Genomic DNA, 20,107 nt, shown 5'->3' on the forward strand with positions numbered 1-20,107 from the left:
AGGCTGATTTCTACAGCATCTTGTACTGCGTATTCCCTTATATTCCCTTGAAGAGGTCCTACCTGTGATTACCGTTAATGATCTTGAGCTGCGCGCTGGAGCCCGTCTGCTCATGGACGCGGTGTCATTCCGTGTGGACAAGGGCGACAAGATCGGGCTGGTGGGCCGCAACGGCGCCGGCAAAACCACGCTGACCCGGGTTCTCGCCGGCGAGGGCATTCCGGCAGCAGGCCAGGTTACCCGCAGCGGAGACATTGGCTACCTGCCGCAGGACCCGCGGACGCCGAACATGGACCAGCTGGCACGCGACCGTATTCTCTCCGCCCGCGGACTGGATGTCGTCTCCGGCAAACTCCGCGCCGCGCAGGCCGACATGGCCAGCGAGAATCCGGACGTCCAGGCCAAGGCCATGCGCAGTTACGACCGGCTTGAAGCCGAGTTCCTTGCGGGCGGCGGCTACGCTGCGGAGGCCGAAGCGGCCGCGATTTCCTCCAATCTGGCGCTGCCGGAGCGGATCCTGAACCAGCCGCTCAAAACTCTTTCCGGCGGCCAGCGCCGCCGTGTTGAACTGGCCCGAATCCTATACTCGGGCGCCGACACCATGCTGCTGGATGAGCCCACCAACCACCTGGACGCGGACTCCATCACCTGGCTTCGTGAGTTCCTGAAGAACCACCACGGCGGTCTGATCGTGATCAGCCACGACACCGAGCTGCTCGAAGCCACCGTCAACAAGGTCTTCCTGCTTGACGCCAACCGCGCCACCATCGACATCTACAACATGAACTGGAAGCGCTACCAGCTCCAGCGCGAAACCGATGAGCGTGCCCGCAAGCGTGAGCGCGCGAATGCGGAGAAGAAGGCCGGGGTGCTGATGGACCAGGCCAACAAGATGCGGGCCAAGGCCACCAAGGCCGTCGCAGCGCAGAACATGGCCAATCGGGCCGAGCGGTTGCTCAGCGGACTGGATGCCGTACGTGCCAGCGACAAGGTCGCAGCGCTGCGTTTCCCGGACCCGTCTCCCTGTGGCAAAACCCCGATGACGGCCGAGGGACTGAGCAAGTCCTATGGCTCATTGGAAATCTTCACCGATGTGGACCTGGCCATTGACCGCGGTTCAAGGGTAGTGATTCTAGGACTGAACGGTGCGGGCAAGACCACGCTGCTGCGGATGCTCGCCGGGGTGGATTCACCGGATACCGGCGAGGTCATTCCCGGGCACGGGCTGAAGATCGGCTACTACGCGCAGGAGCATGAAACGCTCGATACCGAACGCAGCGTTCTGGAAAACATGCGCACGGCCGCCCCGGATCTGCAGGACGCCGAAGTGCGCAATATCCTCGGCTCGTTCCTGTTCTCCGGCGACGACGTCAACAAGCCTGCAGGCGTACTCTCCGGCGGTGAGAAGACCCGCTTGGCGCTGGCCACCATTGTTGCGTCCTCGGCCAACGTGTTGCTGCTCGACGAGCCCACCAACAACCTCGATCCGGCCAGCCGTGCCGAGATCCTCGGCGCGCTGCGCAATTACAGCGGCGCAGTGGTCATGGTCAGCCACGACGAGGGGGCAGTGGAAGCGCTGAACCCGGAGCGCGTTGTCCTGCTGCCTGATGGCGTGGAGGACCTCTGGAACGAGAGCTACCTGGACCTGGTCACGCTCGCATAGCGTGCCTCACGGCCGCTGGCGGCGGGCTTAGCCCCGCTCGCTCAGCAGCGAACCATCCGTGCGGAATCCCTGGGCGTCCAACACGGCGTCTTCTTCTTCCTCGGCACTGGGGCGCTTGCGGGAACGCTTCTGCGCGGCTGGCCGCGGAGCGGGATTGGCTTCGTGGTAGCCGGCTTCTTCATCTTCCTCCTGCAGCCGGTCCATTCTTGCCTGCTGCCGGGCGGCATAGCCGTAGCCGACGAAGAACAGCACACCGAAGGCGTACCACTGCATGGAGTAGGACAGGTGCGGACCCTCATCGATCGCCGGCTTGGGCATGAGGGCGGGACGTTCAGCCGGGGCCGGATTCTCGGCCGCCATCAAGCCGTATCCTCCAGTAAAGACCGGGTACCCCAGCTCGGCTGCGTACTCGTCCAGTTGGATCGATGCCAGCTGCCCCTCCGGGGCCCCGCGGTCCACTGACGACTCGCCCGGCTTGACGCGTGCGACGACGGTGACGTCACCTTCCGGGGCTGCCGGGACCGTGTCCGGGTGGCCTGCCACGTCATTGCCGATCGGCAGCCAACCGCGGTTGATAATGACAGTCGGGCCCGAGTCCAGCTTCAGCGGGATCAGGACCTCGTACCCCGGACGGCCGTTGAGCGGCCGGTTGCGCACAACCCGCTGGCCGGCCTGGTCATACTCGCCGCGCAGCACCACAGGCGTCCATTCATCGGCGTCGTCGGCTTCGGCGAAGATATCCGGCACGGCCTCAAAATCGACAGGGTCGGCGTCGTAATTGGATTCAATCGCGGTAATCACGTCATGGGCCTGGTCCCTGCGGTCCATCTGCCAGTTGCCCAGCAGAACGCAGACAGAGGCGAGGACCGCGACCAGAAGGAGCCAACCCAGCCACTTCGCGCTGAACAGAAAACGGTACATCGGTTAGTTTCCCTCTGCCTGAGCGTCCAGAGGCTGGGTATCGCGCCACAGCCCGCGCAGCTTGAGATAGTCTTCCAGCCAGCCGCGGTGGTCCTCGCAGGCCAGCCAGACCTTCCGTCGTTCGGGCGTGTGGATTTTGGGGTTGTTCCACCGCACCTGCCAGACTGCAGCAGCGCGGCAGCCCTTTCTGGAACACACGGTCTCAGCCGGCGTTGGCTGCCCGCCTCCGGATAGCTGGTCAAAAATACTCACGCGGTGCTTTCGTCCTTCCGGCGCTTCGTCACCGGGCTCAGATTGCCCTCGAAGACCTCATAGCTGTCATGAACATGTGCGGCAGGACCCGCACGCCGGTGAATGGTTTCCGAACCGGTTGCCCGTCCCGCTCCTTCGCCGGGGGCGGACTGGCCGGCCGCCATACCGGGCTCCTGCTCCTCGTCGATGATCTCGCCGGGCACCACCACTGGCTCAGCGGCCTTCGCAGCGGCTTCCGCAGACTCCAGTTCGCCGACGGGTGCGTGGTCCAGCAACGCATCGCTGTGCTTGAGATTGCTCTGGTCGCTGCCGCCATTGGCAATGATGACAGCGATCCAAGGCAGGAAGACTGCTCCGGCAACAAAGAGCCATCTGGCCCAGCCGTCGATAAAAAAGAACAGCAGAAGGCACGCCAAGCGGATTCCCATCGCAAGGGAATACTTGACCATCCGACGGTGCATCTCGTCCGTGTGGCTTTCGGGGACATCCGTAATGCTGAGGACTTCCCGATCATCATCTGGCTGCTTATTCATCACGCTCCAAAGACCCACTTCAATTCTCCCACGTGCCGGAACCCAGACGAAGTCGATGGCCGGGACGGCCGTGATGGGTATGGTCACATGCGGGCCAGCAGCCGGCCGAGGGCTAGGATTCTTTAGAAATAAACCGCGTTCAACGGAGGTAAATGTGAGCAACGAACAGCAGACCGGGCGAAGCGTCCTGGTCACGGGCGGCAACCGCGGGATCGGCCTGGCCATCGCCAAGTCCTTTCTGGCCAACGGCGATAAGGTAGCCATCACCTACCGCAGCGGTGACGTTCCCGAGGGTCTGCTGGGCGTCAAGGCCGACGTCACCGATACCGCCTCCCTTGACGCAGCCTTCACCGAGGTTGAGGCCGCCCACGGTCCGGTGGAAGTAGTCGTGGCAAATGCCGGCATCACCCGCGATACGCTGCTGCTGCGGATGAGCGAAGACGATTTCACCGACGTCGTGGACACGAACCTTGGCGGCGCCTTCCGCGTCATCAAGCGGGCCTCGAAAGGCATGATCCGGCTGCGCAAGGGCCGCGTTGTCCTGATCTCCTCGGTTGTCGGCCTGTACGGTTCGCCCGGCCAGATCAACTACGCCGCGTCAAAGTCCGGCCTGGTCGGCATGGCACGGTCGCTGACCCGCGAGCTCGGTTCGCGCGGCATCACCGCCAACGTGGTGGCCCCCGGGTTCGTCAACACGGACATGACGGCCGAGCTGCCCGAGGATACCCAGAAGAGCTACCTTGCCAGCATTCCCGCCGGCCGCTTCGCCGAACCGGAGGAGGTGGCCAATGTGGTCCGCTGGATTGCCAGCGACGAGGCCGCCTACATCTCCGGCGCCGTCATCCCCGTTGACGGCGGCCTCGGCATGGGGCACTAGCGCCGATCAGGCTGCTTCGGCTGCGCTTTGTCGGTTTCCTACAATAGGTCCGGCTTCGCGGACTGGCAGTATGGAAGCAGACAACCATTACCGTTAAGCGTTTCCTACAAGGAGGCGCAGGGGAGTCCCCCCGCAAAAATTGAGGAGCAGCCATGGGCGCATTGGAAGGCAAATCGGCCATCGTGACGGGGTCGTCCCGCGGGATCGGTGCAGACGTAGCGAAGAACCTCGCCGCTGAGGGCGCGTCCGTGGTCATCAACTACCGCCAGAAGGCGCCCCGTGCCAACAAGGTAGTGACGCAGATCGAAGCAGCCGGCGGTCGCGCTGTGGCGGTCGGGGCGGACCTCACCGTGCCGGAAGGCGCGCAGGCGCTGGTCGACGCGGCCACGGAGAATTTCGGCGGACTGGACCTGCTGGTCCTCAACGCGTCCGGGGGCATGGAGGCCGGGCTGGGTGAGGACTACGCCATGCGCCTGAACCGTGACGCCCAGGTGAACATGCTCAAGGCCGCCGTGGACGTCATGCCCTCGGGTTCGCGCGTCGTCTTCGTCACCAGCCATCAGGCGCACTTCATCGACACTGTCCCCACGATGCCCGAATATGAGCCGGTGGCCCGGAGCAAGCGGGCCGGCGAGGACGCATTGCGGGCCGAACTGCCGGCGCTGGCGGAGAAGGGCATCTCGCTGGTGGTGGTCTCCGGCGACATGATCGAAGGCACGGTGACCGCCACGCTGTTGGACCGCGCGGCGCCCGGGGCCATCGAGGCCCGCCGTGAGGCGGCAGGAAAGCTTTATTCGGTCGAGGAGTTTGCCGTGGAGATTGCCAGGATGGCCACGGCGGACGTTCCTTCGGGACACACCGAGCTGGTCGGCGGAGCCGACTGGTTCCAGAACGCCCAGGCCTGAGTCCGTCAACGGGGACCTGAGCCGGCGGCTGCAGCGGAATACTTCCGCGGCAGCCGCCGGCCGTTTAAGCGGTTTGCCAGGCGGCGCCGCCGGAGAGACCCGGAACCTCTCGAAGTTGGTCAGACACCGGCGAAGAGCCTGGCGACGTCCAGATAAGGGATGTTGATCGCGGCGTCGGCGGCATCGCGCACGGCCGGTTTGGCGTTGAAGGCCACGCCAAGGCCGGCGGCGGCCAGCATGTCGAGGTCGTTGGCACCGTCACCGATCGCGATGGTCTGTGCCAGGTCTATGTTCTCGGCCTCGGCCCACTCGCGCAGCGAGGCTTCTTTGGCAGCCCGGTCGACGACGGCGCCATCCACCAGCCCGGTCAGCGCACCTTCCGCCGTGCCCAGCAGGTTGGCGCGCCAGTAATGGAGTTTCAGCTCCGCGGCCAGTGGGTCGAGGATTTGGCTGAAGCCGCCGGATACCACCCCCACCACATGGCCCGCGTCCAGGAATGCCTCCACAAGCTCGGCGGCCCCGTCAGAGAGCTGAACCGTCTCGCGGACCCGCTCGGTCACGTCCACGGGCAGATCCCGCAGCGTCTCCACCCGCGCATGGAGGCTCTGGGCAAAGTCCAGTTCGCCGCGCATGGCGGCTTCGGTCACGGCAGCGACCTCCACATGCGTGCCGGCGTGCTCCGCCAGCAGTTCGATCACTTCCTGCTTGATCAGCGTGGAGTCCACGTCCATGATCAGCATCTTCCGGTGCGGTCCCGCCAACTCGGCCGGCATGACCGCCGTTCCCAAGGTTTCGGTGATCACCGGTTTGACCGCCGCCCGCAGCGCCGAGAGGCCGGCGGCGGTATCGCCGTCGTACCCGACGGTCAGTATGGTGGCCTTGAAGCGGTCGTTCTGGAAGTTTTCCAGTTCCACAATGTCCCCGCCGGCTTCGGACACGGCGTGCTGGACGGCGGCAAGGTAGTCGTCGGGGAGTTCGACGCCGTAGGAAACAACGCGGAAAAGCGAGAGCATGCGGGATAGATCCTTGTCTTCACGGCGGGGCCGGACGGATAAACAACGGGGAAATGTGCCGGATCCCATCATCGGTAATCGGCGTAGCGTTTGGCGAATGCTACGGCTTTTAGCCTAATGTCTACTCCTATGAGCGATGTTCTTGAATTTGCCGGAGTCAGCGTTGTCCGCGGGCGCAAGACCCTGCTTGACAGCGTGGACTGGCAGGTCAAGGACGGTGAGCGCTGGGTTATTCTCGGTCCGAACGGTGCCGGCAAGACGACGCTGCTGCAGATCGCCGGCGCCCGTCTCCATCCTACCAAGGGCGAAGCCGGCATCCTGGAAGAGACGATGGGCTCGGTGGACGTTTTTGAGCTGCGGCCCCGGATCGGTTTGGCGTCGGCGGCGCTGGCCAGCCAGATACCCGAGCATGAAACGGTCCTCAACGTCGTGGTGACGGCCTCCTACGGTGTAACCGGACGCTGGCGCGAGCAGTACGAAAAGATGGACGAACGCCGCGCCTTCCGGCTGTTGAACCAGTGGGGCATGTCCACCTTCCTGAACCGCCCGTTCGCCACCCTAAGCGAAGGCGAACGCAAACGCGTGCAGATCGCCCGTGCACTGATGGCGGATCCTGAACTGCTGCTGCTGGATGAGCCGGGCGCCGGACTGGATCTGGCCGGCCGCGAGGACCTGGTGCAGCGCCTGAGCGAACTGGCCGCCGACGAGGAAGCTCCGGCCCTGGTCCTGGTCACCCACCACCTCGAAGAAGTACCGCCGGGCTTCACCCATGCCATGCTCCTGCGCGAAGGCGGCGTGGTGGCGCAAGGCCCCATTGCCGAAGTCCTGACCGAAGAGAACCTCAGCTCGGCCTTCGATATGCCGCTTGAGCTCAAGGAAGACGGCGGCCGCTACACCGCAGTCGCCCGGCGCAGCTAAGCTCTGCCCCTAGATGGATTTACTGCACGCTGGAATCATTGCCCTGGCCGGGCTGTGGGCCGGAACGATCAACAGCATTGTCGGTTCCGGCACGCTGGTCACCTTCCCCGTCCTGGTGGCGCTCGGCTTCGCCCCGGTGACGGCGACCATCTCCAATGCCATGGGCCTGATCGCCGGCAACGTCGGGGGAGTCTACGGCTACCGGCGCGAACTTTCCGGGCTCCGGAGCACCCTCAAGGTCCTGTTGCCTGCCTCTTTGCTCGGCGGCATCACCGGAGCGGCCCTGCTGCTGAACCTGCCCGAAGCAGTTTTCGAATACGCCGCCCCGTTCCTGATCGTGATCGCCCTGCTGTTCGTGGTCTTCCAGCCCCGGCTGCAGAAGTGGGTGCGCGAACGCGAGGCCGCCCAGGCCCGCGAGAAGAGCCACCCCTGGGTGCTGCTGTTCCTGGTCTACTTCGCCGGCGTCTACGGTGGCTACTTCGTTGCCGCCCAGGGCGTCCTGCTGGTCGGGATCCTGGGGGTGTTCCTGCACGGCACCATCCAGCAGGCCAACGCCATGAAGAACGTGCTGGTGCTGGCCGTCAACATCATTGCCGCCATCTCCTACATGATTTTCGCGTTCGACCGGATCGACTGGTGGGTGGTACTCATCATCGCGGTCAGTTCCCTCATCGGTGCCTTGGTCGGCTCCGCCGTCGGCCGGCGGCTCAAGCCCATTGTCCTGCGCGGCATCATCGTTGTCCTTGGCCTCGTGGCGCTGTACGTGATGATCTCGAACCTCATCGCATGAACCTGCAGCACCTGTCCTCGGCCCAGGATCCCCGCGTGGCCGACTACACCCAGCTGACCGACACCGCGCTCCGCCGGCGCCGCGAACCGGCCGAGGGCATGTACATTGCGGAAAGTTCCAAGGTGCTGCGCCGGGCGATCGCCGCCGGCCATACCCCGCGGTCCTTCTTCCTGGCCGGGAAATGGCTGGCGGACCTGGAGGATGTAATCACGCAGTTCCCTGACGTCCCGGTGTTCGTCGGCGCGCCCGAGGTCCTCGAAGCGATCACCGGCTTCCACCTGCACCGCGGTGCAATGGCCGCGATGAACCGCCCTGCCCCGCTGCCGGTGGCCGCGGTTCTCTCCGGCGCCCGCCGCGTGGCCGTGCTGGAAGACATCGTGGACCACACCAACGTCGGTGCCATTTTCCGTTCCGCAGCCGCCATGGGCATGGACGCAGTGCTGATCAGCCCCCGCTGCGCGGACCCGCTCTACCGCCGCAGCATCCGGGTGAGTATGGGGACGGTCTTCCAGATCCCGTGGGCGCGGCTGGACGATTGGCCGGGTGAACTCGCCTTGCTCCGCCAAGAAGGATTTACGACGGCGGCGCTGGAACTTACCGCGGATGCCATCACCCTCGATGAACTCGAGTCACGCGATTTCGACAAGCTGGCCCTGGTCTTGGGGACCGAGGGTGCGGGCATGCTGCCGGAGACCCTGGCCGGCGTCGATCTCAAAGTCATGATCCCCATGCGTGCGGGCGTGGATTCCCTCAACGTGGCCGCTGCCAGTGCGGTGGCTTTCTGGGCCTGTCGCCCTGACTGAAATGCCCGGGATATGGATGCCCGCCGCGAAGGTGCCGCTGCCAGGCCGGGTTGCCGCCCGGTTTCGACGTGGGGGCTTGGATACGGTAGTGTTTATTGCTGGTCCTGTGTGGACTGCTCTCTTTCCAATCCTTAAAGCCGCTGGCAAAATCCAGGGGCGCGATCAAAGGTTACACAATGAAGTCTGATATTCACCCGAAGTACGCCCCGGTTGTTTTCCGCGATCTGGCGTCCGGCGTTTCCTTCCTGACCAAGTCCACTGTTGGTTCCAACAAGACTGTTGAGTGGGAAGACGGCAACACCTACCCGCTGATCGAGGTTGAAATCTCCTCCGAATCGCACCCGTTCTACACCGGCAAGCAGCGCATCATGGACAGCGCCGGCCGCGTCGAGCGCTTCAACGCACGCTTCAAGGGCTTCGGCAAGAAGTAGTCCTTCGCCCGCAGCTTTTCACGAATGCCCGTACCGCTTCGGTACGGGCATTCGTTCTTTAACCGGCCCCTCAAGTCCCCGGGAGGCTAGGATGCGACTAGGCCCACCGGGCGCAGACACGAGCATGACTGAACCGCCTTCGTCGAATGGAGAAGTCCGCTATGTTGAAAATCGCGATCATTCTCGGCAGCACCCGCCCCGGCCGCACCGGCTCACCCGTTGCCAACTGGGTCTATGAACACGCCCGCCAGCGCCCTGATGCCGAGTTCGAATTGATCGACGTCGCCCAGCAGAACCTGCCTCTGCTCGACGAGCCGATGCCGCCGTCAACCGGGCAGTACAGCAAGGACCACACCAAGGCCTGGTCGGCGAGGATCGCCCCGTTCGACGGCTACATCTTCGTCACCGCGGAATACAACCATTCGGTCCCCGGCGCCCTGAAGAACGCCATCGACTTCCTGTACGCGGAGTGGAACAACAAATCCGCCGGATTTGTCAGCTACGGCAGCGCCGGCGGCACCCGTGTCGTGGAGCACCTGCGCGGGATCGCGGCCGAACTGCAGCTGGCCGACGTCAGGGCCCAGGTCTTCCTGCCCTTCGATGACGAATTCGACGACGACCAGGACTTCGTCCCCACGGACGAGGCCACCGAGGCCCTCACCCCGCTCTTCGACCAGGTCATTGCCTGGGCCGGCGCGATGAAGACCCTGCGCAGCTGACCTGTCCCGCTTCGCGCACTGCCGCCGTCGATGGTAAGACTGAAACGTTGAGTTGGTAGGCGTGGAATAGGGAGCGCAGATGTCAGAGCACCGGCACGGTGAATACAAGGTCCTCGGCGGCAAACTGGTCGTCGCCGACCTCGACGTCCTCGATGGCCGGCTGGCCAATGTTTCGATCAGCGGCGACTTCTTCCTGGAACCGGACGAGGCTCTGGGGGACATCAACGCAGCCTTGAACGGCCTGTCCGCGGAGGCCAGCCATAGCGAGTATTCCGCAGCCATTTCCGCTGCGCTGGCTGCCGACGTCGTGCTTTTCGGATTTTCGGCCGATGCGGTGGCAGTGGCAGTGCGCCGGGCCCTGGCCAAGGCGACCGGCTGGCTTGACCATCACTGGCAGGTCATCGGGCCGCAGACGCTGCCCATCCACCTCAACGTAGCCTTGGACGAGGTGCTGGCCCGGCGGGTGGGCGAAGGCAAACGGCCGCCGGCCCTGCGCCTGTGGGACTGGGACGAGCCGTCCGTGGTCATCGGCAGCTTCCAGTCCGTGCGCAACGAGGTGGATCCGGACGGAGCCGAGCGCCACGGCGTCACGGTGGTCAGGCGGATCACCGGTGGCGGAGCCATGTTTATGGAGCATGGCAACGCCATCACCTACTCCCTCTATCTGCCGCAGACGCTGGTGGACGGGCTGTCCTTTGAAGCCTCCTATTCGTTCCTGGACGCCTGGGCCATGGCCGCACTGAAGAAGGTGGGCGTGGAAGCCTTCTACCAACCGCTCAATGACATTGCGACGCCGGAAGGCAAGATCGGCGGGGCCGCGCAGAAGCGGTTGGCCAGCGGCTCCATGCTGCACCACGTGACCATGTCCTATGACATCGACGCGGACAAGATGACCGACGTGCTGCGGATCGGCAAGGAGAAGATTTCGGACAAGGGCATCATCAGTGCCAAAAAACGGGTCGATCCGCTGCGCCGTCAGACCGGGTTGTCGCGCACCGAAATTATCACCACCATGATGGATACCTTCAAAGACCGCTACGGGGCGGTGGAAGCCGGGGTTTCCGAAGAGGAACTCGCTGCCGCCAAGGAACTGGCAGCCACTAAGTTCGCCACCGACGAATGGCTCAACCGCGTGCCCTGAACCGTCGGTGCCAGGAAGTCCGAAACGAGGCGGTTGAAGTCGTCGGGACGCTCGATCGCCGCAACGTGCGAGGCCCCGTCGCCACGGATGACTTCGAACCGTGCGCCGGGGATCGCGTCGGCGACCTCGCGGGCTATCCAAGGTGGTGTCAGCAGGTCCTGCTCGCCAACGAGGACAAGAGTGGGCGCCGTGATTGCGCCCAGCCGGTCCAGGGCGTCGAACTGCAGGTAGGCATCTGCCTGCCGCCCGTAGGCCTCGGGACTCATCGGATACGGATTGCTTGCCAACAATGCGGCAGTGTCCTGCACAGCCTCGTGGTTCCGGAGGAAGGCTGTGGAGAACAGTGACACGAACTGCTGCCCGCCAAACACCTTCCCCGTAGCGTCGTTCGCCTTGACCCAGCTCCAGATTTGGATCGGGTCGACGGCGCTTCTTGCCGGTGCAGCTCCCGTTCCGGCGAGCACCAGCCGATCCACTCGGTCGGCGTGCCGTAGGGCGAATTCCTGGGCAATCATCCCGCCCATGGAAAGCCCCAACAGATGGGTTCGGGCAATCCCCAGCGCGTCAAGCAGGCCGGACAGGTCATCTGCCATGTCTGCAATGGTGTACGGGTGGCTGGCTTTCGAGCTGCGGCCCGCGTCCCGGTTGTCGACCAAGACCACCCGGAACCGGGGGGACAGGGCCGGGACCTGCGCCAGTGTCCAGAGTGACGAGTCGTAGCCGATTCCCATCACCAGGACGAGTGCAGGTCCTTCGCCGCGGATTTCGTAGTACAGCACCTGCCCATTCGTCTGCACCGTGCCCGATGATGGCAGCTTCGTCTGGTTCGTGTTCATTTTGATGCTCCTTGTGCGTGACCCGCCATCCGCCCGCGGCGTCTCCCGCGGCCAGCGATCGGGCTTGGTAAACCCCTATGCGTGAGGAACACTGTTACTTGGGTAACCCCCGGTGTTACGCCGGGGCCGGGTCTGAGCAGGCATGCCTGCGGATCGGTGAGCGATGTACGACGACGCCGAAGCGCCGCTGGTGGAGCAGGCGCGCGAGGCATACGGCAGCGGCGAGTGGTCGCAGGCGTACGACCTGCTCGTCGGCTTGGACGCGCGCGAACCGCTTTCGGTGCAGGACTTGGGGCTTCTGGCCGAAGCCGCCTATGCCGCCGGTCATCTCGACATGACGATCGAGGCATGGGAACGCGCGCATGCGGAGGCTGTGCGTCTCGGCGACCCGATCGCAGCGGCCGGTGCGGCTGCCCGCGTTGCCTTGCATCTGCTCATGGATACTGCTCTGATGGCGCCGATCCGCGGGTGGGTCAAACGGGCAGAGCGGCTCTTGGCGGGGCAGGAGGAGACGCCGGTCCATGCCTGGCTGGCGGTCATCAGGAGCTACGAGCGCCTGATGATAGGCGACGTCGTCGCCGCGCGCGAATGGGCCGGCCGGGCCGTCGAGGTGGATCGATCTGCAACCCGGCAGCGGCTGCCGTCGGCAGGGTGGCAGAGGCTCACGCCGTAATTCTGGAGGGGGACGTCCGCGGGGGCCTGATACTTGCCGACGAAGCCGCGGTGGCCACTGTTTCCGGTGAACTGGATGCCGTAACGACGGGAATGGTTTACTGCGAGCTCGTGTGCATGCTCCAGGGGCTCGCTCAGTACGACCTCGCCGAGGAGTGGACGGAGGCCATGGAGCGGTGGCGCCAAGGAAACGGTATCGGCAGCACCCATGGCCGCTGCCGTGTCCACCGCGCCCAGATCCTGCGGCTGCGCGGGGCAACCGCTGAAGCGGAGCAGGTGGCCCTGGCGGCCTGCGCGGAGCTCCGGCCATATCTTCGGCGCGAGTTCGGGTGGCCACTTACAGAATTGGGCCGCGTGCGATACCAGCTGGGCGATCTAAATGGTGCGGAGGAGGCTTTCCTCGCAGCTCGCCAGGCTGGGTGGGATCCGCAACCGGGACTCGCCCTTGTGCGGCTGGCTCAGGGCGACGTGGCTTTGGCGGCAGCATCCATCCGGGACTCACTCGAACATCCCGTAACCGTCCCTTCCAAGGAACTCCCGCCGAACACCGGACTACGCCGGGCTCCGCTGCTGGCCGCGAGCGTCGAGATCGAAGTGGCGGCCGGAGACCTCGTGGCCGCCCGCGACTCCGCCGACGAACTTGCCCAGGTAGCCGCATCGTTCGAGAGCAGGGCACTGTCTGCCAGTGCGGCTATGGCGAACGGACGGGTGCGGCTCGCCGCCGGCGAGGTGCCCGGCGCCCGGAGTGCCTTCCAGAGTGCCGTGCAGCTGTGGAGCCTGGTAGGAGCACCCTACGAAGTCGCCTTGGCGCGCACCGAGCTCGCACAGGCGCACCGCGCTGCGGGGGATGAAATCAGCGCCGGCCTGGAGCTGGCGGCTGCCGATGCCGCCGTCGAAATCCTGGGAGCAGGCCATAAGGCAGAAGAGCGTAAACGCGGGCCCAGCTCCTTTCGCCGGACAGGCGACTACTGGTTTATCTCATTCGAAGAAAACACTGTTGCCCTGCGCGATCTGAAGGGGCTTCACTATCTAGCGCGGCTCCTCGTGCATCCCGGCAGGGAGTTCCACGTGCTCGACCTCGTATCGAGCGGGACTGATCCGGCTGCGGTCCATGCGGGTCTGCCTGATCCCGAGCTCGTGTCTTCCGGCTGGGGAGACGCAGGCGCGATGCTGGACGACCAGGCGAAGAACGCCTATCGTCGGCGGCTGGCGGAGATCGATGAGGACCTCGATGAGGCCCGTCTCATGCGGGACCTCGGACGCGTCGCCCAGGCGGAGGCGGAACGCGAGTTCCTCATCCGCGAGCTATCGAGGGCTGTCGGACTCAACGGGCGTAGCCGGCGCGCGGGCTCCGCATCCGAACGCGCCCGCGTCAGCGTGACCCGGGCAATCCGCCATGCCATGGACCGGATTCGTGAGCACGACCCGCCGTTGGCGGAGCACCTCGAGCGGGCCATCCGGACGGGGACTTACTGCGTCTACCTCCCGGACTCACGCGTCAACGAGGCCTGGATAACCTGATCAGAATGCCTGGACCAACTGCCGCCTCTGCACCGTGAGGGCGCGAAGCAGATGGTCGCGCTGCTCGATGATGATCCGGCGCAGGGCGGCCGGCGCGTCGCTGTGACCGGCCAGCCATTCGTCGGTACGGACAACGACGGCGTGCTGCCGCGGCTCGGCGCCCGGCTCAAGGTCCTGGACGAGGGGATAGAAACCCCGAACAATACGGCTGGCGATCTCGATGCTCTTCTGCGCCCAGACGCTTTCGATGCTCTGGAAGTACGGCTCGACGTAGGGATCCAGCAGCACATGTCCTGCGGCAGTAAAGCCGTCGATGGTCGCATCAAGTAATTGGTTGGACAGCTCGGAGCCGGTCACTGCGTCTGCCCAGGCCTGCGCCTTGACCGCAGGATCGGGACGCGCTGTCATGGCTGTCACATGGCCGGCTCTGCCCGCTGCGGTCAGGTCCGACGCCAACTCCGTGTCCAGCTGCTCCTGGGTGGCGTGGCCGGTGGCAGCGAGGGCCTGCCAGAACCGCCAGCGCAGGTCGGAGTCCAACGCCAGCCCGCCAACGCTCTCACTGCCGCTCAGCAGGTCTGCGATGGTGCCGGCGTAGCGCGGGGTCGAGCGGGATAGCGCGGCCAGCGACCGGGCCCAGGTCAGCTGCTGGTCGCTGCCGGCTGTAGCCTTGCCCAATTGCATCCGGACGGAGTCAACAAACCGCTCCCGCTGCGCCGTCCGCTCAACTGCCGGCAGGTAGCGGTCCAGCGCTGTCCCGGCACAGTCGAGCAGCACCTGCAGCACGCCGTTGTCCGACTCGGCGGGAGCGAAGCGATCCACGGCGCCCAGGTAGTCAGCCGGTGCCAGCAGTCCGTCGCGGGTCATGTTCCACAGGGTTGACCAGCACAAAGCGCGGGCCAACGGGTCAGTGACCTTGTCCAGGGCAGAGAGCACGGTCTGCAGCGAGGCGGCATCGAACCGGACCTTGGCATACGTCAGGTCGTCGTCGTTGACCAGCAGCAGCGCCGGGGTGGGCCGCCCCGCGAGTTCCGGAACGTCCGTTTCGGAATCGGCCAGATCCAGCTCCACTGAATCGGTGCGTACCAACGCACCACTGGCGTCGAAGTCGTAGAGGCCCAGTCGGAGCCGGTGCGGCCGGTCCACGGTCCGGGCAGTGACGGGATCGATTGCATCCTGAAGCAGCCGCACCCGAGCCAGCCGATCGCCGTCGTACTCAATCTCAGGAACCAGCGTGGAAATACCGGCAGTCTGCAGCCACAGGGAGGACCAGCGGCGCATGTCCCGCCCGGAGGCTTCGCTGAGGACGGTCAGGAAATCGTCCAGGGTGGTGTTCGCGTAGGCGTTGTCCCGGAAGTACTGCCGGGCGGCGCTGATAAAGGCGTCGAAGCCGACGTAGGCGACCAACTGCTTGAGCACCGAGGCACCCTTGGCATAGGTAATCCCGTCGAAATTCTGCTTGGCGGCCTCCAGATCCCGGATGTCGGCGACGATCGGATGCGTAGTGGGCAGCTGGTCCTGCACATAGGCCCAGGCCTTGCGGCGGTTGGCGAAGGCGACCCAGGCGTCCTTCCACGCGGTGGCTTCCACCAGCGCCAGCGACCCCATGTAGTCGGCAAAGGACTCTTTGAGCCAGAGGTCGTCCCACCACTGCATCGTGACCAGGTTGCCGAACCACATATGGGCCATCTCGTGCATGATGGTGTTTCCGCGTGCCTGGTACTGGGCATCCGTGGCCCGGGATTTGAAGACGTAAGTCTCGGTGAAGGTGACCAGCCCGGGGTTTTCCATGGCACCGAGGTTGTATTCGGGCACGAAGGCCTGCTCATACTTGCCGAAGGGATACGGATACTCGAACAACTCGTGGAAAAAGTCCAGTCCGGCCTTGGTGATCGCGAAAATTTCCGCCGCATCGAAGGCCTCGGCCAGCGATGCACGGCAATAGGTGCCCAGCGGCACCTGCAGTTCGGTGCCGTCCGCAAGGGTGCGCTTCCAGCTGTCCTCGACAAAGTGGTACGGGCCGGCGAGGACGGTGGTGATGTACGTGGAGATGGGCTGGGTCGGGGCAAAGCGCCGGATCGAGAAACCGGGCGTCGAGGCCATCTCTTCACACACGGCCAGCGGGCTGTTGGAGGACACCTGCCAGTCCGACGGCGCGGCGACATTGAAGGTGAAACTGGCCTTCAGATCAGGCTGTTCGAAATTGGCGAAGACACGGCGGGCATCGGCCGGTTCGTACTGCGTGTACAGGTAGATCCGGCCGTCCGCGGGGTCCACGAACCGGTGCAGTCCCTCGCCGCTGCGGCTGTAGAGGGCAGTGCCGACGATCGTGACCTGGTTTTCGGCGGCCAGATCCGCGAGGTGGATACGCGAGCCGTCCACGACGGCGTCAGAATCCAGCTGGATCCCATTCAGCATGACCGAGTGGATGCCATCGTGGATGAAGTCCACAAAGGTCCCGGCTCCCGGTTCGTTGCACTTGAACGTGATGACGGAGCGGGAAATGTAGCCGGTTGACTCCGGGTCCAGGACACCTCGCAGGTCCAGCGCTACGTCGTAGTTTTCAACTTCGATGAGTTCTGACCGTCGGCGGGCTTCTGACCGGCTAAGATTCTCGTTCTTCACCCGGCCCATTTAACCACGGTGGCCGCTGCACCGCTCGGCTGCGAACACGCTGTTCTGGGGCAAAAGCGTGTGCCGGAACCAAATACGTGAAACGCTTTTGCCATGTCGGACTTGTTTGAGGACTACGCCACCGCGGCAAAACGCAGCCCTGCCTTCGACGAGATGTTCGGCGCGGGCCAGATGCCGCGGGCCGAGTATGCCCACGTGGCAGCCGCACTGGGTCAGTTAACCTTGGCGGATGTCACCGCACGGGCAGATTCCATGGCCCGTACCTTCCTGGACCGGGGAGTCACCTTCGACTTCGCCGGCGAAGAACGGCCCTTTCCGCTGGATCTGGTGCCGCGGATCATCTCCGGGTCCGACTGGAACATCCTGGAGCGCGGTGTCACCCAGCGGGTCCGTGCACTGGAGTCCTTCCTGGACGATGTCTATAACCGGATGACAGTGGTGGCGGACGGCGTCATCCCGCGCAGGCTCGTCACATCCAGCGCCAACTTCCACCGCGAAGCGTACGGCTTCGATCCGGCCGGCGGCGTGCGCGTGCATATCGCCGGAATCGACGTGGTCCGGGACCAGTCCGGCACCTTCCGTGTCCTGGAGGACAACGTCCGCGTTCCCAGCGGCGTCAGCTACGTGATCGAGAACCGCCGCGCCATGGCGAAGGGCCTGCCGGAGGCATTCGGGCAGCAGCCCATCCGGCCGGTCGAGGAGTACCCGCGGCGGCTGCTGTCGGCGCTGCGCAAAACCGCACCTTCCGGCGCCGAGGATCCGACCGTCGTCGTACTCACTCCCGGCGTTTTCAACAGCGCCTATTTCGAGCACACCCTGCTGGCAGGGCTGATGGGCGTGGAGCTGGTCGAAGGCCGGGACCTGATCTGCCGTGGCAACCGGGTCTACATGCGTACCACCGGCGGCGAGCAGCGTGTGGACGTGATCTACAAGCGGATTGACGACGAGTTCCTCGACCCCTTGCAGTTCAGGTCCGATTCGATGCTGGGCTGCCCCGGCATCCTCAACGCGGCCCGGGCGGGCAACGTGACCATCGCCAACGCAGTAGGCAACGGCGTCGCCGATGACAAACTGGTATACAGCTACGTGCCCGACCTGATCCGCTACTACCTGAGCGAAGAGCCCATCCTCCCCAATGTGGACACCTTCCGGCTGGAGGAACCCCAGGCCCGCGCGGAAGTCCTGGACCGGCTCGATGAACTGGTAGTCAAACCGGTGGACGGTTCCGGCGGCAAAGGGCTGGTGATCGGGCCGGATGCCACCAAGGAGGAACTGGAGACGCTGCGCGCCAAGGTTCTCCATGATCCGCGCGGCTGGATTGCCCAGCCGGTGCTCCAGCTGTCCACGGTGCCCACCATGTCCGGCGGCCAGTTCGGCCCGCGGCATGTGGACCTGCGCCCCTTTGCGATTAACGACGGCGACGACGTCTGGGTGCTGCCCGGCGGATTGACCCGGGTGGCGCTGAAGGAGGGGTCGCTGATCGTCAACTCCAGCCAGGGCGGCGGGTCCAAAGACACCTGGGTGCTCGCCGACGATTCGCCTGACACGCAGGTCGAAACGACCGGCAGTCCTGCCGTTGTGCCTGCACCGCCGGCGCGGGAACAGGCGAGTGTCTGGCCTGTGGATTCAAACTGGCCCGACAGCCAGCCGGAACAGTGAAGGACGTGGTGACAGTGAACCGAGGAGGCAGGAACCGATGCTGAGCCGCATTGCGGAATCCCTGTTCTGGATAGGCAGGTATGTGGAACGCGCCGATGGCACGGCCCGCATCCTGGACGTCAATCTGGAGCGGCTGAACCAACTGCAGCCGGACGAGCAGCGCCTGGTGTCGCGGCAGCTGCTTGGGATCATGGGTTCGCGGCCCGACAGCGATGACTTCGGCCTGGGGGATCTGCTGAACAAGCTCGCCTATGACCGGGTGAGCCCGACGTCCATTGCCGGTGCACTCGGGGCCGCACGCGAAAACGCCCGCCGGGCACGCGAGACCGTTTCCTCGACGCTCTGGGAAGGGCTGAACACCACCTGGTACGGGCTCAGCCAGCACCGCAAGGACGTCGTGGGCACGTACCGGTTCTGCCACTGGGTGCTGGAGCGCACGGCCATGATCAAAGGCCTGGCCGATACCACCATGAGCCACGACGAGAGCTGGCAGTTCCTTGCCCTGGGCCGCAGCCTCGAAAGGGCGGACATGACGGCCCGCATGCTCGCCACCCAGGGCGTGCTCTCTGCCGGGCTGTCCTGGGTGAACATGCTGCGTTGCGCGGGAGCTTACGAGTCCTTTCTCCGCACCCGGCGTGGGGCCTCCGGCGAAGAGCAGGCCGCGGAGTTCCTGCTGCTGGACCGGTTGTTTCCGCGGTCCATTGTCTACGCGCTGAGCGACGCGGAAAAGGCCCTCGAGCGTCTGGATCCGTCCTACCAACGCATCGGCTTCATCAACGACGCACGCAGGATTGTCGGCCAGGCCCGCACCTTCCTGGAGTTCCACCAGCCCGATGACCTGCTGGCCGAGTTGCCCGAGCACATGGACCGCGTCCAAAGGGCCTGTGCCCAGGCCTCCGATGCCGTGACCCGGACCTACTTCGCCCAGCCCATCGATCTGTCCTGGGTAGGGGAAGTGTCATGAGCCGCCTGCGCATAGAACACCGGACCGGATACCGCTACGACCGCAGCGTCACGCTCTCCTATAACGAGGCACGGATGACGCCCCTCACCGACTCCCAGCAAGTGGTGCTGGAATCGTCCCTGACGGTCAGCCCTTCGAGCGCCGTCGTCAGCAATTACCGCGATTACTGGGGCACCCGGGTGACGGCCTTCGACATGCAGACGGCGCACGACTTCCTCGAAGTCACGTCCCTGACCACTGTAGAGGTCCACCGCAGCCAGAGGATTCCGGTCGTGGAGGAAACGGCGGACTGGGACGTGCTGCGGTCGGATCCGGTCCTGGACGACTATGCCGATTGGCTGCCGCAGACCCGCCTCAGCGAGCCTGGGGAAGAGGTCCAGGCATCGGTGCGTGAGTTCACGGAAGGCCTGCCGCCGCATGAAGCCGCCCATGCCCTCATGGCCTGGCTGAAGGCGGAAATGCAGTATGTTCCCGGCGTCACGGGTGTGCAGTCCAACGCCGAAGAAGTATGGAATCACCGCAAGGGCGTCTGCCAGGACCTGGCGCACCTGGGCATCGGCGCGCTGCGCGGCCTCGGCATCCCGGCCCGGTACGTCTCCGGGTACCTGCATCCCAAGCGGGACGCGGGCATCGGCGAAACGGTAACGGGCGAGTCCCACGCCTGGCTGGAGTGGTGGGACGGAGAATGGCGCAGCTGGGATCCCACCAACGCCGTCCCGATCAGTGACCTGCATGTGTCCGTGGCACGCGGCAGGGACTACCGCGACGTCTCTCCGCTGAAGGGCATACTTTCCGGCGGCGGCGGGTCCGAACTCAAGGTGCAGGTCGAGGTAACCCGGCTGGCATGAAGACGCAGAG

General features: G+C 65.0%; 20 protein-coding genes. 14 read left to right on the forward strand and 6 right to left on the reverse strand.

The genetic code is table 11. The features are described 5' to 3' along the window. Nucleotides 1–64 precede the first annotated feature (64 nt). A complete protein-coding gene (locus B0G38_RS10900; protein WP_264669469.1) occupies nt 65–1,663 on the forward strand; it encodes an ABC-F family ATP-binding cassette domain-containing protein in 1,599 nt (532 codons plus the stop codon). 27 nt (nt 1,664–1,690) lie between these two features. On the opposite strand, the gene B0G38_RS10905 is transcribed toward B0G38_RS10900, so the two are convergent. The 3 genes from B0G38_RS10905 to B0G38_RS10915 are packed head-to-tail and all read right to left on the reverse strand — an operon-like array spanning nt 1,691 to nt 3,369. Further along, complete coding sequence (locus B0G38_RS10905) at nt 1,691–2,584, reverse strand: SURF1 family cytochrome oxidase biogenesis protein (RefSeq protein WP_264669470.1); 894 nt, start codon at nt 2,582–2,584, stop codon at nt 1,691–1,693. A 3-nt stretch (nt 2,585–2,587) separates the two neighbouring features. Beyond that, a complete protein-coding gene (locus tag B0G38_RS10910; RefSeq protein ID WP_264669471.1) occupies nt 2,588–2,836 on the reverse strand; it encodes a hypothetical protein in 249 nt (82 codons plus the stop codon). Next, complete coding sequence (locus tag B0G38_RS10915) at nt 2,833–3,369, reverse strand: DUF3099 domain-containing protein (protein WP_264669472.1); 537 nt, start codon at nt 3,367–3,369, stop codon at nt 2,833–2,835. Before B0G38_RS10915 ends, B0G38_RS10910 begins: the two co-directional genes overlap by 4 nt. 154 nt (nt 3,370–3,523) lie before the next feature. Between B0G38_RS10915 and fabG the strand changes: the two genes are divergently transcribed. Both fabG and B0G38_RS10925 read left to right on the forward strand, forming a co-directional pair. Further along, nucleotides 3,524–4,246 carry a beta-ketoacyl-ACP reductase gene (gene fabG, locus B0G38_RS10920; protein WP_139003589.1) on the forward strand — a complete coding sequence of 241 codons (723 nt, stop codon included), beginning with the start codon at nt 3,524–3,526 and terminating at the stop codon, nt 4,244–4,246. 152 nt (nt 4,247–4,398) lie between these two features. After that, the gene (locus B0G38_RS10925; RefSeq protein WP_264669473.1) at nt 4,399–5,151 is read left to right on the forward strand and encodes an SDR family oxidoreductase; all 753 of its coding nucleotides are present in this window, start codon (nt 4,399–4,401) and stop codon (nt 5,149–5,151) included. Between the two features lie 119 nt (nt 5,152–5,270). On the opposite strand, the gene serB is transcribed toward B0G38_RS10925, so the two are convergent. Then, complete coding sequence (gene serB, locus B0G38_RS10930; protein WP_264669474.1) at nt 5,271–6,164, reverse strand: phosphoserine phosphatase SerB; 894 nt, start codon at nt 6,162–6,164, stop codon at nt 5,271–5,273. A 129-nt stretch (nt 6,165–6,293) separates the two neighbouring features. Between serB and B0G38_RS10935 the strand changes: the two genes are divergently transcribed. The 6 genes from B0G38_RS10935 to B0G38_RS10960 all read left to right on the forward strand — a co-directional run bounded on the left by B0G38_RS10935 (nt 6,294) and on the right by B0G38_RS10960 (nt 10,966). Continuing rightward, on the forward strand, nt 6,294–7,082 hold the full coding sequence (locus B0G38_RS10935; RefSeq protein ID WP_264669475.1) for an ABC transporter ATP-binding protein: 789 nt from the start codon (nt 6,294–6,296) through the stop codon (nt 7,080–7,082). 13 nt (nt 7,083–7,095) lie between these two features. After that, the gene (locus tag B0G38_RS10940; protein ID WP_264669476.1) at nt 7,096–7,872 is read left to right on the forward strand and encodes a sulfite exporter TauE/SafE family protein; all 777 of its coding nucleotides are present in this window, start codon (nt 7,096–7,098) and stop codon (nt 7,870–7,872) included. Then, nucleotides 7,869–8,675 (forward strand): TrmH family RNA methyltransferase, encoded by an 807-nt coding sequence (locus tag B0G38_RS10945; protein ID WP_264669477.1) that lies wholly within the window; start codon nt 7,869–7,871, stop codon nt 8,673–8,675. The genes B0G38_RS10940 and B0G38_RS10945 overlap by 4 nt, the downstream gene beginning before the upstream one ends. A gap of 176 nt (nt 8,676–8,851) precedes the next feature. After that, the gene (locus B0G38_RS10950) at nt 8,852–9,106 is read left to right on the forward strand and encodes a type B 50S ribosomal protein L31 (RefSeq protein WP_074702428.1); all 255 of its coding nucleotides are present in this window, start codon (nt 8,852–8,854) and stop codon (nt 9,104–9,106) included. Nucleotides 9,107–9,267: 161 nt separating this feature from the next. Next, entirely contained in the window at nt 9,268–9,825 is a 558-nt protein-coding gene (locus B0G38_RS10955) for an NADPH-dependent FMN reductase (protein ID WP_264669478.1), read from the forward strand. Nucleotides 9,826–9,904: 79 nt separating this feature from the next. Further along, nucleotides 9,905–10,966: a lipoate--protein ligase family protein gene (locus B0G38_RS10960; RefSeq protein WP_264669479.1), complete on the forward strand. Its 1,062-nt coding sequence runs from the start codon at nt 9,905–9,907 to the stop codon at nt 10,964–10,966. Here the strand turns inward: B0G38_RS10960 and B0G38_RS10965 are convergent. Beyond that, nucleotides 10,861–11,802 carry an alpha/beta fold hydrolase gene (locus B0G38_RS10965; RefSeq protein WP_264669480.1) on the reverse strand — a complete coding sequence of 314 codons (942 nt, stop codon included), beginning with the start codon at nt 11,800–11,802 and terminating at the stop codon, nt 10,861–10,863. The two genes, B0G38_RS10960 and B0G38_RS10965, sit on opposite strands and share 106 nt — an antisense overlap. A gap of 163 nt (nt 11,803–11,965) precedes the next feature. Between B0G38_RS10965 and B0G38_RS10970 the strand changes: the two genes are divergently transcribed. Beyond that, the gene (locus tag B0G38_RS10970) at nt 11,966–12,475 is read left to right on the forward strand and encodes a hypothetical protein (protein WP_264669481.1); all 510 of its coding nucleotides are present in this window, start codon (nt 11,966–11,968) and stop codon (nt 12,473–12,475) included. Then, nucleotides 12,454–13,995 carry a hypothetical protein gene (locus B0G38_RS10975; RefSeq protein WP_264669482.1) on the forward strand — a complete coding sequence of 514 codons (1,542 nt, stop codon included), beginning with the start codon at nt 12,454–12,456 and terminating at the stop codon, nt 13,993–13,995. Before B0G38_RS10970 ends, B0G38_RS10975 begins: the two co-directional genes overlap by 22 nt. On the opposite strand, the gene pepN is transcribed toward B0G38_RS10975, so the two are convergent. Then, nucleotides 13,996–16,617, reverse strand: a complete 2,622-nt coding sequence (gene pepN / locus B0G38_RS10980) for an aminopeptidase N (RefSeq protein ID WP_264669503.1) — start codon at nt 16,615–16,617, stop codon at nt 13,996–13,998. Between the two features lie 102 nt (nt 16,618–16,719). On the opposite strand from pepN, the gene B0G38_RS10985 reads away from it, so the two are divergent. The 3 genes from B0G38_RS10985 to B0G38_RS10995 are packed head-to-tail and all read left to right on the forward strand — an operon-like array spanning nt 16,720 to nt 20,097. After that, nucleotides 16,720–18,285 carry a circularly permuted type 2 ATP-grasp protein gene (locus B0G38_RS10985; protein ID WP_264669483.1) on the forward strand — a complete coding sequence of 522 codons (1,566 nt, stop codon included), beginning with the start codon at nt 16,720–16,722 and terminating at the stop codon, nt 18,283–18,285. Between the two features lie 37 nt (nt 18,286–18,322). Continuing rightward, on the forward strand, nt 18,323–19,249 hold the full coding sequence (locus tag B0G38_RS10990) for an alpha-E domain-containing protein (protein ID WP_264669484.1): 927 nt from the start codon (nt 18,323–18,325) through the stop codon (nt 19,247–19,249). Next, nucleotides 19,246–20,097 carry a transglutaminase family protein gene (locus B0G38_RS10995; RefSeq protein WP_264669485.1) on the forward strand — a complete coding sequence of 284 codons (852 nt, stop codon included), beginning with the start codon at nt 19,246–19,248 and terminating at the stop codon, nt 20,095–20,097. Before B0G38_RS10990 ends, B0G38_RS10995 begins: the two co-directional genes overlap by 4 nt. The last annotated feature ends 10 nt before the right edge of the window (nt 20,098–20,107 follow it).

Origin of the sequence: Crystallibacter permensis, from assembly GCF_025960875.1 — a bacterium.
Classification (GTDB): domain Bacteria; phylum Actinomycetota; class Actinomycetes; order Actinomycetales; family Micrococcaceae; genus Crystallibacter; species Crystallibacter permensis.

Coding starts and splice junctions, on each gene's coding strand:
- B0G38_RS10905 (WP_264669470.1), bottom strand. CDS start 2,584: ATGTACCGTTTTCTGTTCAGCGCGAAGTGGCTGGGTTGGCTCCTTCTG.
- B0G38_RS10915 (WP_264669472.1), bottom strand. CDS start 3,369: ATGAATAAGCAGCCAGATGATGATCGGGAAGTCCTCAGCATTACGGAT.
- B0G38_RS10925 (WP_264669473.1), top strand. CDS start 4,399: ATGGGCGCATTGGAAGGCAAATCGGCCATCGTGACGGGGTCGTCCCGC.
- serB (WP_264669474.1), bottom strand. CDS start 6,164: ATGCTCTCGCTTTTCCGCGTTGTTTCCTACGGCGTCGAACTCCCCGAC.
- B0G38_RS10935 (WP_264669475.1), top strand. CDS start 6,294: ATGAGCGATGTTCTTGAATTTGCCGGAGTCAGCGTTGTCCGCGGGCGC.
- B0G38_RS10940 (WP_264669476.1), top strand. CDS start 7,096: ATGGATTTACTGCACGCTGGAATCATTGCCCTGGCCGGGCTGTGGGCC.
- B0G38_RS10945 (WP_264669477.1), top strand. CDS start 7,869: ATGAACCTGCAGCACCTGTCCTCGGCCCAGGATCCCCGCGTGGCCGAC.
- B0G38_RS10950 (WP_074702428.1), top strand. CDS start 8,852: ATGAAGTCTGATATTCACCCGAAGTACGCCCCGGTTGTTTTCCGCGAT.
- B0G38_RS10955 (WP_264669478.1), top strand. CDS start 9,268: ATGTTGAAAATCGCGATCATTCTCGGCAGCACCCGCCCCGGCCGCACC.
- B0G38_RS10960 (WP_264669479.1), top strand. CDS start 9,905: ATGTCAGAGCACCGGCACGGTGAATACAAGGTCCTCGGCGGCAAACTG.
- B0G38_RS10965 (WP_264669480.1), bottom strand. CDS start 11,802: ATGAACACGAACCAGACGAAGCTGCCATCATCGGGCACGGTGCAGACG.
- B0G38_RS10970 (WP_264669481.1), top strand. CDS start 11,966: ATGTACGACGACGCCGAAGCGCCGCTGGTGGAGCAGGCGCGCGAGGCA.
- B0G38_RS10985 (WP_264669483.1), top strand. CDS start 16,720: ATGTCGGACTTGTTTGAGGACTACGCCACCGCGGCAAAACGCAGCCCT.
- B0G38_RS10990 (WP_264669484.1), top strand. CDS start 18,323: ATGCTGAGCCGCATTGCGGAATCCCTGTTCTGGATAGGCAGGTATGTG.
- B0G38_RS10995 (WP_264669485.1), top strand. CDS start 19,246: ATGAGCCGCCTGCGCATAGAACACCGGACCGGATACCGCTACGACCGC.